The 16,404-nt window shown below is 50.1% G+C and carries 14 protein-coding genes; 4 read left to right on the top strand and 10 right to left on the bottom strand.

The features are described 5' to 3' along the window. Window positions 1-903 (top strand): TonB-dependent receptor (locus OXG87_22935; protein MCY3872411.1); only part of this gene is annotated, 903 nt, incomplete at its 5' end. A gap of 55 nt (window positions 904-958) precedes the next feature. On the opposite strand, the gene OXG87_22930 is transcribed toward OXG87_22935, so the two are convergent. Continuing rightward, on the bottom strand, window positions 959-1,855 hold the full coding sequence (locus OXG87_22930; GenBank protein ID MCY3872410.1) for a YihY/virulence factor BrkB family protein: 897 nt from the start codon (window positions 1,853-1,855) through the stop codon (window positions 959-961). Window positions 1,856-2,069: 214 nt separating this feature from the next. Here OXG87_22930 and OXG87_22925 point away from each other — a divergent pair, with 214 nt between their 5' ends. From OXG87_22925 to OXG87_22915, 3 genes are read left to right on the top strand one after another with little or no spacing between them, the layout of a single operon-like run. Next, window positions 2,070-2,792 (top strand): ATP-binding cassette domain-containing protein, encoded by a 723-nt coding sequence (locus tag OXG87_22925; protein ID MCY3872409.1) that lies wholly within the window; start codon window positions 2,070-2,072, stop codon window positions 2,790-2,792. 14 nt (window positions 2,793-2,806) lie between these two features. Then, window positions 2,807-3,568, top strand: coding sequence for an ABC transporter permease (locus OXG87_22920; protein ID MCY3872408.1), 762 nt, complete (start codon window positions 2,807-2,809; stop codon window positions 3,566-3,568). A gap of 1 nt (window position 3,569) precedes the next feature. Continuing rightward, complete coding sequence (locus OXG87_22915; GenBank protein ID MCY3872407.1) at window positions 3,570-6,626, top strand: Gldg family protein; 3,057 nt, start codon at window positions 3,570-3,572, stop codon at window positions 6,624-6,626. Between the two features lie 37 nt (window positions 6,627-6,663). Here OXG87_22915 and OXG87_22910 read toward each other — a convergent pair whose 3' ends face one another. The 9 genes from OXG87_22910 to OXG87_22870 all read right to left on the bottom strand — a co-directional run. Next, window positions 6,664-7,269, bottom strand: coding sequence for a DUF4340 domain-containing protein (locus tag OXG87_22910; GenBank protein ID MCY3872406.1), 606 nt, complete (start codon window positions 7,267-7,269; stop codon window positions 6,664-6,666). Next, window positions 7,262-8,770, bottom strand: a complete 1,509-nt coding sequence (locus tag OXG87_22905) for a GldG family protein (protein MCY3872405.1) — start codon at window positions 8,768-8,770, stop codon at window positions 7,262-7,264. The genes OXG87_22910 and OXG87_22905 overlap by 8 nt, the downstream gene beginning before the upstream one ends. A gap of 2 nt (window positions 8,771-8,772) precedes the next feature. Then, a complete protein-coding gene (locus OXG87_22900; protein ID MCY3872404.1) occupies window positions 8,773-9,486 on the bottom strand; it encodes an ABC transporter permease in 714 nt (237 codons plus the stop codon). After that, a complete protein-coding gene (locus OXG87_22895) occupies window positions 9,479-10,423 on the bottom strand; it encodes an ATP-binding cassette domain-containing protein (GenBank protein MCY3872403.1) in 945 nt (314 codons plus the stop codon). The genes OXG87_22900 and OXG87_22895 overlap by 8 nt, the downstream gene beginning before the upstream one ends. A 206-nt stretch (window positions 10,424-10,629) precedes the next feature. After that, a complete protein-coding gene (locus tag OXG87_22890; GenBank protein ID MCY3872402.1) occupies window positions 10,630-11,382 on the bottom strand; it encodes an amidohydrolase family protein in 753 nt (250 codons plus the stop codon). A 14-nt stretch (window positions 11,383-11,396) separates the two neighbouring features. Beyond that, window positions 11,397-13,151, bottom strand: a complete 1,755-nt coding sequence (sppA, locus tag OXG87_22885; protein ID MCY3872401.1) for a signal peptide peptidase SppA — start codon at window positions 13,149-13,151, stop codon at window positions 11,397-11,399. Between the two features lie 178 nt (window positions 13,152-13,329). Next, window positions 13,330-13,899, bottom strand: a complete 570-nt coding sequence (locus tag OXG87_22880) for a DUF1854 domain-containing protein (GenBank protein ID MCY3872400.1) — start codon at window positions 13,897-13,899, stop codon at window positions 13,330-13,332. 23 nt (window positions 13,900-13,922) lie between these two features. Continuing rightward, entirely contained in the window at window positions 13,923-16,202 is a 2,280-nt protein-coding gene (locus tag OXG87_22875; protein ID MCY3872399.1) for an ABC transporter ATP-binding protein, read from the bottom strand. A 6-nt stretch (window positions 16,203-16,208) separates the two neighbouring features. Continuing rightward, window positions 16,209-16,404: ABC transporter ATP-binding protein (locus tag OXG87_22870; protein MCY3872398.1), on the bottom strand; the 196-nt coding region annotated here is incomplete at its 5' end.

Here is a 16,404-nt window from a genome sequence, read left to right as displayed (position 1 = left end):
AAAGTGCGCGGCAGTTTTAGCACGGGCTTTAGAGCACCCACGCCGGGGCAGCAAAATGCCTTTAATGTCACGACAGAGTTTGGCGAAGATGACGACGGCAATTTTATCCTGGTCAATAGAGGCACGATTCCCTCTATCCATCCCGCAGCCGCACTCGTAGGTGGCGAAGGGCTTAAGCCAGAAAAGTCCGTCAATATCTCGGCTGGCTTTATTTTCACGAAGCACGTTTATCCCGTCGATACCAATATCGCTCCGCTCAATGTAACGATAGACTATTTCAATATTTTAGTGAAAGATCGCATGACGACCTCCAGCGACAAGGCACTTACGTCTCAGCAAATTGACCAACTGGAGGCTACGGGCATCAATGCGAGAAATCTCCAGGAATTTGCGTTCTTTACCAACGACTTTGAAACGAAAACCCAGGGGATTGACTTTGTTCTCACGGCGCCAGTGTGGTGTTATGGCGAACTGAGTGTCGCGTATAACTACACCAATACAGAAGTGACCAAATACGACTCTAACCTTCTCGACAAACAACGCATCACCCTGTTGGAAAAGGGCCTTCCCAGACACCGCGGAAACTTGACCCTGTCAAAACCCATAACGCCTTATTGGAGTGCATTGGGGCGCGTCAATTATTACGGTTCCTGGGATGAATGGAGCGTGGGGCATCAAGTCTTTGGAGACGCATTTTTGATCGACCTCGAGTCCAGCCTCTCAATTGGCAATGGAATGACAATAACCGCTGGCATTCAAAATATTCTCAATATCGAGCCTGATAATATCGAAGAAGGCGTCAACCCTGGCCCCATAGTTGGCAGACCATTCGGCGAGTACAGCCCTTATGGCTTTGGCGGCACATTCCTGTACGCAAAAGCCAGTTACAATTTTAGCTATTAAGCATTGTAAGCCGTTACAGAAAAGCCGAGTTTTTTAAAAAACTCGGCTTCTTTTTTTAAAACAAAGAACTTTGAAGATCGGCAGTCTGCCTTTCGCGACAGAGTTGGGCGATCTGAGCACCTATAATAAAAATAATCGCAGAGAAGTATATCCACAAGGCCACGACCACCAGCAGAACATAAGCCCCGTACAGATACGATATAGATGCAAAGTGACTCAGGTAATAGCCAAATATCCATTCGATGAGTTTCCACAGCAGAGCAGCCCAAAAAGCACCTGTAGCCAGCATCTTTATCTGGATCTTTTGGTATGGAAGCAGCCAGTATAACCCCAGAAAGACGGCAAAAATCAGGGTGAGGGAGATAAGACCGTAGAAGTAGGTGATATATGTGTGCAGCAGAGAGGGGGCAGTGTCGATGACGGTAGATAGGATAGGCAACGCGAGGACTAATAGAAGAAAAATATATAATATCAGAAGTACCATAGTGAGGTCCTTCAATTTGCCCACTGCTATTGGCAAAACCCTGTACAAAAATTTTATCCAGCGTCCTGGGGTATCCATATTTTTTACCTGCCCTACTGCGACAGGCTCCGTCTCACCCCCTTTTTCTCCAAAGCTGTGATCGATCTTGAAGACCGCATTGAGCAGGGTTCTCATGCTGCTGAACAGACTACTGGCACTCACGATTAAAATTAACAGACCCGAAGCTCCATAAGCCTTTTTGAAGGTCAGGACGCCCGAGACGCGCACGGATAAAACCTCCTTCAGATATTCGGCCTCTTCTGGATATGGGATGAGCACATCCACCGTTTGATTGACCAGGTGAGCTATCGCCCTCACGTCCAGAATGGCCTCAAGTGCGAAGAAGATCAGAAAGACCAGAGGCACAAGGCACAAAAGAGTAGCAAAAGCTAGTCCCCCACAGAGCAAAAAGAGATTGTTATCGCTCATCCTGACAAATAGACCGCCCAGATAGTAGGCACAAAAGCCTTTTTTTCTTATTTGTTTGCCCATAGATTTCAGCGGTTAGTGACCGAGGTGTACGACAAAATCTCTGTCCAATATATATCCCGTGTTAGCCCTTTCCAACCCCAAACTCAGATATTGCGCTTGCTATTACACATTGAGATATGAATATTGAAGAAATCAGAGTTGGGGTTCTACCATGATTCAAGTCACAGACGTCGCAAAATGGTACGGTTCAATTAGAGCCGTTGAAAACATCAGCTTTTCGCTTGTGCCTGGCGAAATTATCGGATTTGTCGGGCCCAATGGTGCGGGCAAAAGCACGGTACTCAAAATGTTGGCGACCTATATTTTACCGTCCTCGGGAAAAATCACAATTGATGGCCTCGACGTGGTGACGCATTCCCTGTCCATACGCCGCAAAATTGGCTACCTCTCTGGCGACACACCGCTCTATCAGGCAATGCGCGTGGATAAATTTTTGAGATTTTGCGGCAAAGCGCGCGGACTTTCAGGCGATGTTCTCGAAAAAAACTTCGCCTGGATTGTCGATATATGCGGTCTTTCTCCCCATCTGTACAAACGCATTGACCAGTGTTCCACGGGATTTCGCCAGCGCATCGGTGTAGGGGCTGCTCTCATCCACGATCCGCCTATTCTCCTGCTCGATGAGCCTACACACGGTTTTGACCCTCTGCAAGTTCTAGCATTCCGGGACTTGATCCAATCCCTCAGCGAAAATCGGATTATCTTATTCAGCAGCCATATTATCCCTGAAGTATCTACCCTATCGGACCGCGTACTCATAATACATCAGGGCAATTTGTTGGCTGATGGCTGCATAGATGACCTGGCGCGCCAAACGGGTCAGTCCGAAGATCTCGAGGCCATTTTTACCCATCTTGTGCGTCAACAAAATTAAGGGAGAAATCGCGCATGCCCGATCACTTGCGCCCAAAGAACTTCGCACGGGGTATTGGCGTGATCTTTACCCGCGAAATCAATGCCTATTTTGATACGCCAATCGCCTATATCTATGCCTCTGTCTTCCTCATCCTGTCCTGTTCGACATTTATGAACGCCTTTTTCCTCAATGGCGTACTCGAAATGGCACCTTATTTTGACCTGCTCCCCTTTTTTCTCATACCATTTATCCCTGCCATAACCATGCGTTCATGGGCTGAAGAACGCGCGCAGCATACCATTGAATTGTTGATGACTATGCCCCTGCAACCCATCCAGATTGTAATTGGTAAATATCTATCCGCACTTGTGTTTTATCTCATCGTCCTCTCGGGTACCTCGCCTATCGTTCTCATGCTGCTCTTTCTCGGGGACCCAGACCTCGGTCTGATTTTTTCATCCTATTTGGGCGCGCTCTGCCTGGGCGCATTTTTTCTTTCATTTGGCCTGTTTGCATCGGGGCTTACGCGCGATCAAATTGTCGCTTATGTCGTCGCAATGCTATTGGGTTTTGTATTTGTCTTGAGCGGACACGAAAAAGTGGTTGAAATCCTCGATGGATTGGCTCCCGCATATCATATCGGCAGCCTGCTCTATGAATCACTCTCCATTGACCCGCACTACAGTGCCTTTACCCGCGGCATCATCGCCCTGCCCGCAGTGCTCTATTTCACCTTGCTAAGTGTCCTTTTTTTATGGATGAACGATCTGTCTCTCAAACGAGACCGCGCCTGATATGGATAATTGGATAAAATTTCCTCTGGCTTTTCTCTTTCTTCTCTCCCTTGTATTTTACACCGGTCGTCTTTTGGAGGACCTCGGTACAGGACACCTGTATCTGACGGCAACGCTTTCGGCCGATTCACAAAACTTTTATACCAAACTTGAAGCACCCCTTTCTCTGACGTATATCGTCAAGCACCAGGAGGGAGTGAAAACTCCCGTAAAAACCCTTTTCGCGCGCCTCAAGGCACTGGCTCCTGACCGAATAGATTACCGCATTGTGGATCCCGACTCTGAACCCGGACGCGCTTATGCCATTCAGAAAAAGGCCGCGCCTTTTCATGTGCGCAACATTCAGCGCGACGAACACAGCGAACAGGCGGTCTGGTCTTCACTCGTTATCGCTTATGGCGATCACCCCGATATTTTGATCCCTAAAATAGTTCCCGCAGATATACCGTACCTCGAGCACCTTATACTCGCCCATCTCAAAGCACTCGCCCATCCCCCACGTCCTGTCATTGCTGTTTCCTCGCCGCGCCAGTTCGGTCTCTTCACAAAATTTCTCGGCCAATGGGGTGATATTGCTCCCGCCGATTCCAATGCAATTCCATCGGATGCCGATATCATATTTTGGATCAATCCCGCAACCGCCAACCTTCGTACCCTTCAAAATGCGATAGACAAAGGCCGCACAGTCGTGCTTGCTGGCAGTCCCTATATCATTGACTACGCAGTCAATGATATAGGAGAAGTAACATACCGCGCATATTTAAACGCTGACTGGGAAAAATTCCTGGCACCGCTTGGAATACGCCCACAAGCCGACCTTTTGATGGATCAGAGCCGGGGGGCGATCTTGTTCCGCGATAAAAAAGACGAAATTCACCAGATCAACGCCCCCTTTCACCTGCGCGTTATGCCGGGTTTTTACGACCTCAAAGGCTTTTTATCACCGGCCAGAGGCGCACTGAATTTTGTCTCGGCAGGCGCTCTAACAGTCGATTCGCGCGCGGTATATGAAGCGGACTATCACCTCGATATTCTGGGCACAACCACAGATAATGCGTATATACAACCCATTCCAACAGAGCCATTTACAAACAGCCACCTGAAGGAAGCACCCACAATAGGCAAACAAAATGTGATGCTGCGGCTCAGACACAAGGATCCGTGGAAAGGAGAAATTCTGATACTCGCAACGTCCAGCCCGTTCCGCGATGGCATATTTAACCAACCCAACTACGCGCATCGCGTCTTTCTTCAGACCATCATGCGCACATTCACCGACCACGACCGCATTGTGCGCGGTCGCGTTAAAAGACCATCACCGTCGCCAATACCACAACTAAACGCGACTTCGCGTGTGATCTGGCGGGTCTGTGTCGTATTCGTCATTCCCTTAATCCTTCTAACTCTGGGCGTGTGCTTGTACTATAGCAGACAGATGCGCGTATCCTTCAAGTATCTCTCCCCGCGTGCCTGCATTGCGATATTGGCGCTGATTATCGCCTCCCGCCTCTGGTCCTACCAGTGGGGCCAATTACTCGACCTCACAGCCGAAAAAATACATACTCCTTTGCCATTTTCTCGGGAGCAAGTTCAAAATCAAACTCTGAAAGCCGACTTGATCATCCCTATTCGTGCCCATCTTCCCCCCGCCTTAAAAAAAGTAGAAACCGAGACCATTGCGCGACTCAGGAGCCTCGGCATAAACTACACACTTCGACGGCCCACAGACCTGTCAACAGCTTATCTCAACCGCATTGGTCTGCGCCCATATCAGGTGAGAACCGTGCGGGATGACGTGGAAATTTCTCAATCCGTTATCAGCGGTCTCTTATTACACCGGCCAGGTAGCGCGACAATCATCCCGCGTTTAGATGACCGAATAGCAGATCACCTCGAATTTCTGCTCGCAACGGCAACTCTCCGTCTATCCACGGGCAAAACACCCCATATTGCCCTCATTGCCGAATCCCCGCGCCTTTCTCCCGCCGAGGCGCAGGAGTACCGCCAGAAACATCTGTCACCTCCAAGAGGTACCGATGTATTCAGCGAACTAAAAACGCTTTTGCATACTTATGGATACCGCGTAAGCTATGTCAACCCGCACAACCCGCATCTCCCACCGCAAACCGACCTCGTGATCTGGATGCAACCGCGCCGGGATGCCAGCTCCATGATCGCCCTCTTGAGCCGGCACCTCGCTCGGGGGGGCGGCGCCATTGTCGCACTACAACACTACAATATCCAACAGCGCCAGTACTCGGGTGGAGATTTTGAAACCGTGTACTGGCCTCAGCCCCAATACCAGGACCTCAACCGCTATCTGGAACCCCTGGGCATTGTACAGGCACGCGAAGTCCTCATGGACCAAACCCGCTCGCGCCTCGCCCTTGAGACCCAGATTTATCGGCGCGCAGTCCGCGAATACGACGCGCAGGAAGTGGCTCTTCCCTTTCTCATCCGGGCTGTTCCGCCAAATTTTGATACCACATTGCCCATTACACGACAACTCGGCGACCAGCTCTTTATCTGGGGCAATCGCTTTGTGCCAGATCCGCATCAGCTACAGATGCACGATCTGACGGTAACCCCTCTGATCACCACGTCAAACCGCACCTGGGCATACCACTGGTCGGGCGGATGGTTGCCCAAAACCGCATTCTCCCCAGATTCACTTCTATTGAGCCATCAGCCCCTCGCACTACTCGTGACAGGCGCATTTCCCCTGGCCGAGTTCAATGCATCATCCCCCACACTCACGCACCCAATCCCCAATCCCAAAGGTCATCTGCTGCTAATCGGCAGTTCTGAAATGTTCAAAAACGAGTATCTCTATGCGTCGGGTTTTCAACACGAACAATTCTTGCTCAACGCCGTTGCGTATCTCACATATGGCCCGCAATTTGCCGATCTTCAAGCTCGCCGAAAAATCGCACCCGGCTTTCCCCATTTGTCCGCTGATCAAAAAATCCTCTGGCGCATTCTGGTCGTCGGCCTCGGTCCAATCTCCTTCGTTCTATACGGTTTTTTCCGATACATGAAAAAAAAGGCCATGGTTTAAATCACCATGGCCTTTTTTCTTATTCCACCTACCTGGTCTATCCTTCATCTCCTGCTTTAGCGGAATCTACTACTGTGGGTGCGGGAGCTACATCTGCGGAATCCACTGCTGTAGGCGCGGGCTCAGGCAGTTTCTCTCCCCAGAATGTCGCATCAGTGCTGACCTGATAGACGATGCTCCGATCCGTCAGATACACTTCTGGTCCCTCGCCAATCCGCACGTAATTGCGTGCCCAATCGGTACTCGACCTGCCGAATACCGCGTGGGCGAGCAACTCATCCTTCGCATTATAGATCACGACATGCGTTCCCGTCGCGTCATCTACGGCATACTTGGACCAATTATCAGCCTTGTCTGTCATCGTGGTCTCGCGACTCACCTTCAATACCTGTTCAAATAGTGCCGTGATTCGCTGGTCTCGAACTTTCAGAGTATCGTGTCCCACAATCGTCCACTCAAGATCCTTCTTTTGCAACGTCAGGCTATCGCCCATTGTCATCATTTTAACCTTGTAAATATCATCGGTATTCTCGGGAAAGACCTGGCCTGTGGGCGTCGTATATCCGCTTTCTCGCACCTGCAAGAGCGCGTAAAGCCCCAGTAACACGGCAATCCCGATGAGAAGCCAGTTTAAATTACTCATAGAGTGCCTCCAATCGCTTTGCACGCGCCACCACAAGCCGCCACTGCACCAGCCCTAAAACAATGATCAGCAGCACGGGCAGCACAATATTGAGGGTTTTCACCGTGGTTCGAGTCGTATCCTCCACAGTTTGCAATGGTCGCGTTGTAATCTCGCGCGATCTCAAAGCCACGAGGTCGCGGTCGCCAATGAGCACATCTACCGTATTCATCACAAAAATCCCATTGGACGGCACCTGTCCTCCCCCGCTGTCGAGTAGAAAGTCGGAGGACGACACCAGCACCAATTGGCTCATCACATTTTCCAGGCTATCTGAGGTAGCCGTCGCATAAACTCCCACTACCTTGCCCGGTTCGTTGAGCGATTGAAATGCCTGGTTCTGAATGGGGTTGAGATTGATAAACCCGGCCGCCGCACCCGAATGGTCTGACGTGACCAGCAAAGGTTTCACAAGGCGCGTTGAATCAGCCGTATCGTAAACAATCTCACTGGAAAACAGCATTTGAACTTGCTCTAAGCCACTGACTATTTCGTGATCGGGAAAAGATTGCAACACGGGAAAGAATGGATACTCCACCGCCGAATTAAAGCGCAAAAAACCGCGCTGTTGTGACACCGTAACCGTGCCACAAATTCGATCCATTACCAGATTGTCAGCCAGGCTCACGCCAAAGGTTTCGAGTACTTCAAAGATATTGGACTGAATGGGCGTCCCGCGCTGCGCCTGAAGGTCGCCATTGATCTTGCTTTGCGCCAAAAACAAATTGCCTCCCGAGTGGATATAGTTCTTTAGCGCGCCGAGTGCATCTTCAGACAGAGAATCCACAACCCCATTGACGAGCAACATCTCTATATCGTCGGGCACGCCAGCACCCAAAAAGACCGAGCGCACGTCGTAGGCTTCCCGAAGCCGCGCATTCACCCGCTCCATTGCCGGTGCCGAAGTCCCGGTATTTGCCACTCCCACTACAGAGCGGTTATCGTCAACCAGTTTTTTAATTCGCGTTGTAATCTCGTATTCCAGCCCCGTGGTCGTTTGAATAACCGGCAATACCTCTCGCTTGTCGCCGTAGAGCAGCGCCATTCCCATATAAATGCGCTTTACCTCAAACTTGTCGTTTTCGAGCACTTGCAATTGCACGGGCTGAATACCCGATTTTTGCGCTTCAAGTGCCAATTTTTCATCGTCATCGGGTCTGTAAAACTCAAACCGAAAATTACCATCAGAATACGCGGCATATTCTTCCAGAATATCCTGCAAATACCGCCGCGTATTGCCGTATTGCCCGGGCAAATTTTCGGAAAAATAGACTTTAGCAGTCAAAAAGTCGTCGATCTTCTCGAGGATCACCTTGCTCGATGGCGACAGCGAATAAATCTGATTCTCAGTCAGGTCCAGCCGAAAGAAAAAATTGCGGGAAACCAGATTGCCGAGTGTCACGAGCGCGATAGCAACCACAATAAAAATTACAAAGCTCTTTTGGGAATCAATAACTGGCATGACTACCTCCACTTCCGCATGTCAATAACGCGCACTGTAAGCACCAAAAACAACCAGATCAGCGAACCGAAATACACCAGATTGCGCGAATCTACAACCCCGCGCGACATATTGGACAAATGGTAATCGACCGCCATAAATTGAATGGGCACAGCAAGAGCTGCAGGCACAAAAATCAATAATTTATCGAGCAGATAAAATCCCAATACAAATACTGCCGCGAGGATAAATGCAACCACCTGATTATCCGTCAAACTGCTCGTGAATGTGCCAATAGCTGCGTAAAATGCACCTACCAGAGCCAGTCCCAAATACCCACAGATTACACCGCCGTAGTCGATATTTGTACCAACGGTCAGAAGCGTAAAAAAATGTATCAGCGTAAAACCCAGCCCGGCCAACACCAGGGTAAATGCCGACAAATACTTCCCAATCACGAGTTCGAAATTTTTAATCGGAAGTGTCGCCATCAACTCGTGTGTGCCCGCGCTTTTCTCGCGCGCAAGCACCCCCATCGTGACTGCGGGCACAAAAATCAGGTAAATCATCGGCGTAATATTAAACAGTGCCCGCATATCGGACTGACTGAACAGGAAGAACGTATTGCTAAAGAAATAGCCGTTAAACAGGGCGAAAAACACCAGAAAAATATACGCCATAGGACTCTTGAAATACGCGCCCACTTCTTTGCGATAAATCGCCATCACATTATTCATCGCTCCCTCCTTCCCCGGTCAATCCGCGGAACACATCTTCGAGGTGAACTTGTTTTTGCGTCATCTCCAAAATGGCCCAGCCACTGTTTTTCGCATAATCAAAAATCGCCTCGCGGGGGTCCAACTCACGGGCGTATTCTATCGACAAAACACTGCGTCCATCTGCCATCTCTATATTTGTAACTTCGACCTCATCAACGCTGTTGGTCAGCGCGGCGAGACTCTCTTCATCGGCATATTTTACATCGAGCGTGAGTTGCGTGCGCCCCATAAATCCCGCCATCAACTCTTGACTCGTCCCATTGGCCACAATTTCGCCGTGGTCAATAATCACAATGCGATCTACTGTGGCTTCAATCTCTTGCAAAATATGGCTGGATATAATCACCATCTTCTGCTGACCCAATTCTCGGATCAGGTTCCGAATCTCCACAATTTGGTTGGGATCCAGGCCGGAGACCGGCTCATCAAAAATCAACACCTTGGGATCGTGCAAAATCGCGGCAGACAGCCCCACGCGCTGTTTATACCCCTTTGAACACGCAGAAATGGGCAGATGAATCACATCGTGCAAACCACACTGTTCGACTACGCGATCCAAAGCCATCTTGAACTCTCCGGCCTCCATGCCGCGAATTTGAGATATAAACTCGATATAGTCATACACTCTCATTTCCCCATACAGGGGATTCATCTCGGGCAAATAGCCGATTTGCTCGCGAATATCCAGCGAATGGTCCTGAATATTCAGGTCATCTATAAATACATTGCCAGCACTTGGTGCTAAAAAGCCCGTCATAATTTTCAATGTCGTAGATTTGCCCGCGCCATTTGCACCCAGGAACCCGACGATTTCGCCGTCGTCAATCTCAAAATCAATGCCCTTAAGTGCATGAATATCGCCGTAGTATTTCTCCAAATTCTCAACTCGAATCATTCTGGAACTAACCTCCTGTGAGTTAAGGGGAAGGACGACTAATTTTTTAAGACCGAAAATTTAAACAAGTTTATGAAAAAAAATCAAGGAAAATCAGAAAAAAACCACCTATAAAACCAAATATACACAGATAAAAGGTAAAAAATAAAAAAGGGCGTGCCCACAGGCCGCCCTCTTTTCACACTTCACACTTCACACTCCACACTTCATTCAATCCCATAAATCCGGCCCAAATTACCCCCGAAGATCAGAGCTTCCGCGTCGTCACCCAATTCCAACCGCTGAATCGCCCGCTTGACCTGAATTGGGCGATATTCTGGCAAATTGGACCCAAAAACAATCCGTTCGGGTCCCAATTCTTCAACGGCCTGTTTGACCTCATGCGGCACGGTTTCTTCGGGATTAATTGCCCACAACTTGTGAAATCGCAGAATCGTTGTGCCCAGATATACATCGGGACATTCACGACACACTTCAAGGGCTGTGTCAAATCCATCGGGAAAGCCCATGTGGTCCATAATAATGGGCACGCCAAGCACTTGTCGCGCCACATTGCCAATGCGCTCGGCACTGCAGTTGTCGCGCCCGGAATGAATCGATACCACAATCCCCAGATCGCGCGCCGTCTCAACAAACGGAATGACCATGGGATCATCCACATTGTATTTGTGAATAGCGCCCATCAACTTCACGCCCTGAGCACCGCGATCTACATAATTCTTTAATGCTGCAATTCCTTCTTCGCCCCAATGTGGATCCACGAGCGGACAGGGCAAAAGCTGGGGATGTCCCGCTGTCTTGTCGAGTAACCCATCATTATCGGGAAGTGGCTTGGTCTGCGGCATAACCACCGCCATCTCAAATCCCGCTTCAGCTTCACATTCCAGCAAAGCGTCAACCGTTATCTGCTGCCCATACCAATCATCTGTCAAATACGCTTCAAAATCTGCGGTAATCATCATGCCCTCCTTTATTACCGAATATCCACGGGTGTCATCTCCAAAACCTGTCGCGGCTGCCCCACTGTGCGCGCAAAGCGAAAAACGGGTTGCAACTCTGTGGCGAGTCTCCCCAACGCATCGTCCCTGCTCAGCGTGCGGATCAGGCCCTTTTCCATCACCTGTTCTATTAGCGTCTTTTCCTTGGGAAATACCACGAGGTTGAGAGGTGCATCGGTTTCCAATTCCAATGCCTCCCGAATCAGATGCATCGCGGTCTTCATGCCGCCCAATTCATCGACCAGACCGCGCGTCCTGGCATCTGCCCCAGTCCAGATTCGTCCCTTTGCCACAGTGTGAACATCGGCCTGTGACATGTCGCGCCCCTCTGCTACCTTCGCCGTAAAATCTTCATAAATGCGGTCCAACCACGTCTGAAATTTCGCCCATTGCTCGGGCGTAAATTCTGCACCCGTGCCCCATATCAGCGCGTTTTCGCCTACCTGCGCCGTATCCCAGGTAATGCCCAGCCGTTCCCAAAATTCAGTTGTCACAAACTTTCCCGCTAATACCCCAATGGATCCCGTGATACTACCGGGTTGCGCCACAATTTTATCGGCATTCATCGCCACAAAATATCCCCCGGATCCGGCTACATTACCCATTGATACAACTACTGGTTTGTCGGCCTTCTTAGCTTTGGCAACCTCGCGCCAGATCGCATCTGAGGCAACGTAAGACCCACCGGGAGAGTCTATTCGAAACAAAATTGCACGTACATCCTTATCCTTCACAGCATCGCGAAAAGCTTTGGTCAACGTAGTCGCGCCCATTGTAGCAGACCCATATAAGGGATCGTAGGCACTCTTCCCGCGAAGCACAGGCCCCACGCCGTAGATCAACGCCACCTTTGTCCCTTCACCATAAGGTTTTTCATCAATGCGCTTGAGATAATTTTTTATATCCAACCATTTGGTATCTTCGCCATGCTCGTTCTTCACCAGATCGCGCACCTCATCCCAATACGCCAGACTATCTACCAGGCCTTCGGCATGGGCAGATAAGGCCAAAAAAGGCCCGCGATTGATGAGGTTGCGGACAGCTTCGGGCGTTGTACCCCGCGCCTGTGAAATACCCAGGACCATCTGATCGACCATCGACTTTAAAAGCGCTTCACTCGCCTCGCGGTGTGCGTCTGTAAATTTGGTTTCGGTATATAGGTTCATCGCATTTTTATACTCATACCGGTGATCCATCTGCACACCAATTCCAAGCGAATCCAATGTCCCCTTGACAAAAGGATGCTCCATCGCCAGTCCCATCAAGCCCACATCGCCCGAGGGCTGAAGATAGATGCGCTCAAATGCCGTCGCCAGATAATATCCGACATTTCCCGACCCGAATTCGCCAAATGTCTCGGCAAAAATCGCGGTGGGTTTTCCGCTTTTTCCAAAATCCAGAACCGCATCTCTTATCTCTTGTGCCTGTGCAAAGCCCATCGCTGCGCCGCCTCCACGAGCCAGCAATCCCACAACGCGGTCATCCGAAGCCGCCGCGTCTAAAGCACCGACCACATCGCGCAACGAGCGCACATCGTCTGAGATTAACTTTGCAAATGGATCTTCGGACACATACTCCGCAACCCCCTGCTCCAGGTTGATCTCCAAAATCACCTGATCGGGTACGGGATCTTCGCCAGATAGCAATACAACTGACAAGATGGTCAGGGCGACCAGCCCAACCGTAATCCCACCAATCCACGCCAAAATTCGACCTATTTTCTTCCGCATAAAAACCTCCAGATAACCGGATCAAAATGACTTGTTGACATTGCTCAGATTGCAGTGAGACGCGCAAATATCTCGCTGTGTTTCGACAAGTTAGTGATTAGAGACTTCCCATACAAGAAAAAAAAGGGCATTTTTAAAAATGCCCTTTTGAGTAATGACGCAGATCAATGCCCTCGCATCAGACAACTGATTCCAACAACCCTTGACTGCGGCGGTCCAGTGCTCGTATATCGGGCACCTCAAAGCGATTGTTATCCACATCAAAAATCATCAGCCGCGTCTCTCCCAACCACTGCGCGTCTTCGGCGACGGACTTGGCTACAAAATCGCGCCTGCCCCTGTCTGTATCGACAGTCCAGTACGTCACCCCGTATTCATTTTGCAACGCCACGATCTTTTGAATCTCCGCCGTCAAATACCGATTGTCCAGTTCTTCATACACCAGAGACCGGCTCTCTTCTGTCAAATCAGACAGATCCTTGATCATGCAGATCGCTTCATCTTTAATATCCAGAATGCAAAAATAGCGATCTGGTTCTGTCAACGGCGCTGCCCGCACCACTTTCACGCGGGTATAGGACCGATCCCCTTCAATCGTCATCCGCAAAATCCACTGCGGCTCTTTAAACAAGCGGATCTTACGCGGATCAACCGATTCGGGATGCACCATCTCAATGGGTATCGGCGTCCATTCCTCTGTGTTTTCTGCAATCTCTTCCACTTCCATCTCCAGCATATCCGTAGCCATCAAAATCTCCAATCAGAATTACCCTACTCCAACTCTACCCCCACCGCAGTCATAAACATATCCAGCGTCGTCTCTTGCTGTGTCTTGACCAGGCGATAAAAAATGCCCTCTCGATCCATCAACTCACGATGCGTACCAACTTCGGCGATATTGCCTTCATCCATAACCACGAGTCGATCCGCGCTGCGAAGGGTTGACAGACGGTGTGCAATGGCAAATGTCGTACGCCCCTCAACCAGGCGCGCAATCGCCATTTGGATCTTCTTCTCGGTAGGTGTATCCAGCGAAGACGTGGCTTCATCGAGAATGAGAATCCGCGGATTGTGCAAAATTGCCCGCGCGATAGATACCCGCTGTTTTTCGCCACCTGAGAGACGCCCCCCGCTTTCTCCCACTCGCATATCATAACCATCGGGCTTTTTGACAATGAACTCGTGTGCTTCGGCTGCGATTGCGGCGCGCATCACCTCGTCAAAAGTCGCATCTGGTTTGCCATAGGCGATGTTTTCGGCAATCGTGCCGTCAAACAAAAATGGCTGCTGATGTACCATCCCAATTTGGGATCTCAAATCGCGCAAATTAACATCGGTCATCGGCACACCATCCACCAGCAACTGCCCGCGGTCGGGATCGTAGAATCGACACACCAGATTGATCAGCGTTGACTTGCCAGCACCCGATTTGCCCACAAGCCCAATCATCTCGCCCGCTTTCACCTCCAGGTCAACCCCCTTGAGCACGGGCTTGCCGGGGTCATAACCAAAAAACACGGACTCGAACTTCAAATGGCCCTCGATTTTTGGCAACCGCACGGCATCGGGTTTTTGGTATGGTTCGGGTTCGGAATCAATCACCTCGAACACGCGTTGTGCACCGGCAAATGCCCGCAAAATATAACTGTAAAAATCGCCAAACCAGCGCAATGGCTGGTACAACATCCAGAGATAACTCATAAATGCGATTAGCGCACCCAGCGTCAGTTCCCCGCCCAGAATCTGTCGTCCACCAAAATACCAGACAAAAAATACCCCTGCGTTCATCAACAGATTTGTCACGTTAAAAAAAACAAACCAGGCCCGTTCGCCCCGGGTATCCACATCGCGCAGATCTTCGTTGTATTGGTCAAAACGCTCGCTCTCCTTTGCTTCCTGTGCAAATGCCTTCACAACGCGAATACCGTGAATCGACTCATTCAACTGCGCCGATAGCCTGCCCCACTTTCCCGACCACTGGGTCCAGAATGTCATAATGCGGTACCATATCCGTGTGCCGGCAAATACAATCAGCGGAATAGGTGCCACCACAAACAGCGTGAGTTGCCAGTTCATCCACGCCAGAAAGCCCAGAATACCGACAAATAACAAACTGTTTGAAAACACATAATAAAAATCATACGTCATGATCACTTCCATGCGGTCCGTATCATTATTCATGCGGGACGTCAGCGCACCCACTTTTCGCCGATCGTAAAAGCGAATGGGCACCATCTGAAACGCGCGGTAGAGATCTTCCCGCAAATCACCGATAGCGCGCAACCCCAACGACCGACTCAGCGCAGCCATCACCACATCGACCACCCAGATTAACAGCCGTATAATAATAAGCCCTAAAATCAACAGTCCCAATCGATCAAGACGATCTGTTGACTCAATTAATGGAATTGCAACTGCGTCCCAACCCGCCGTCAAAACACCGTCAATCACATACTCCGTAATTTTGGGTGGCAACAGCGTAAATAAAGCGCTGATAAATGTCAGTGCTATGGTTGTAATCAGACGCACGGGATAAGCCGCCATATACCCCACGATGCGCCGAAAAGTCTGCCACTTTTTTAAACACGCGGCACACACCCCATTTTTTTCCGGCAGTCTCCTGCCACAATGCTCGCATTGCGTCTGCTCCAGCTCTGTGGGCAACGTCAACGGCTCATTGTCCTTCAACTGCCGAATCCCATCGGCCACTTCGGCAAACACGGCGGTAAGAGATGGCGAATAGGGCACATGCATCCCGGGTCCTGCTTTGTGCGTCAAGGCCAGAGTGCCCAACCCCACGCGCTCCTCCACTTTCACATCTTCCACATCGCCAATCGCCATCGACTGCGTACCATCCACACCCGATTCGGGAATCACCAATACCTGTTGATCGGTCACCACCACCCACTGCGGGTTGTAATTCAGGGACTCGTCCAGATCCGTCGCGACCTGCATCAGCACCGTCTCGCCATTGGGCTTCGCCGCACTAAGTTTCCTTGCCACGGATGGCGGGAGTTTTTCGATCAATGGTTTTCCCGATAAGTGATTCATGTAAACCTATTCCTTAATCGCAATAATCTGTGAAATCTCTTCTTGCATCTGCACCAATTTGTAAAACATGCCCTTCTTTTCGAGCAATTCTCGGTGCGTGCCCATTTCCACAATGCGTCCGGCATCCATCACTACCAGACGGTCAGCATTGCGAAGGGTGGATAAACGATGGGCTATTGCAAAAGTCGTTCGTCCTTTGACC

It is taken from the genome of Gemmatimonadota bacterium (assembly GCA_026706845.1).
In the GTDB taxonomy this organism is placed as follows: domain Bacteria; phylum Latescibacterota; class UBA2968; order UBA2968; family UBA2968; genus VXRD01.
The sequence above is the reverse complement of the archived record's forward strand: the minus strand, read 5'-3'. Positions and strand labels throughout refer to the sequence as shown.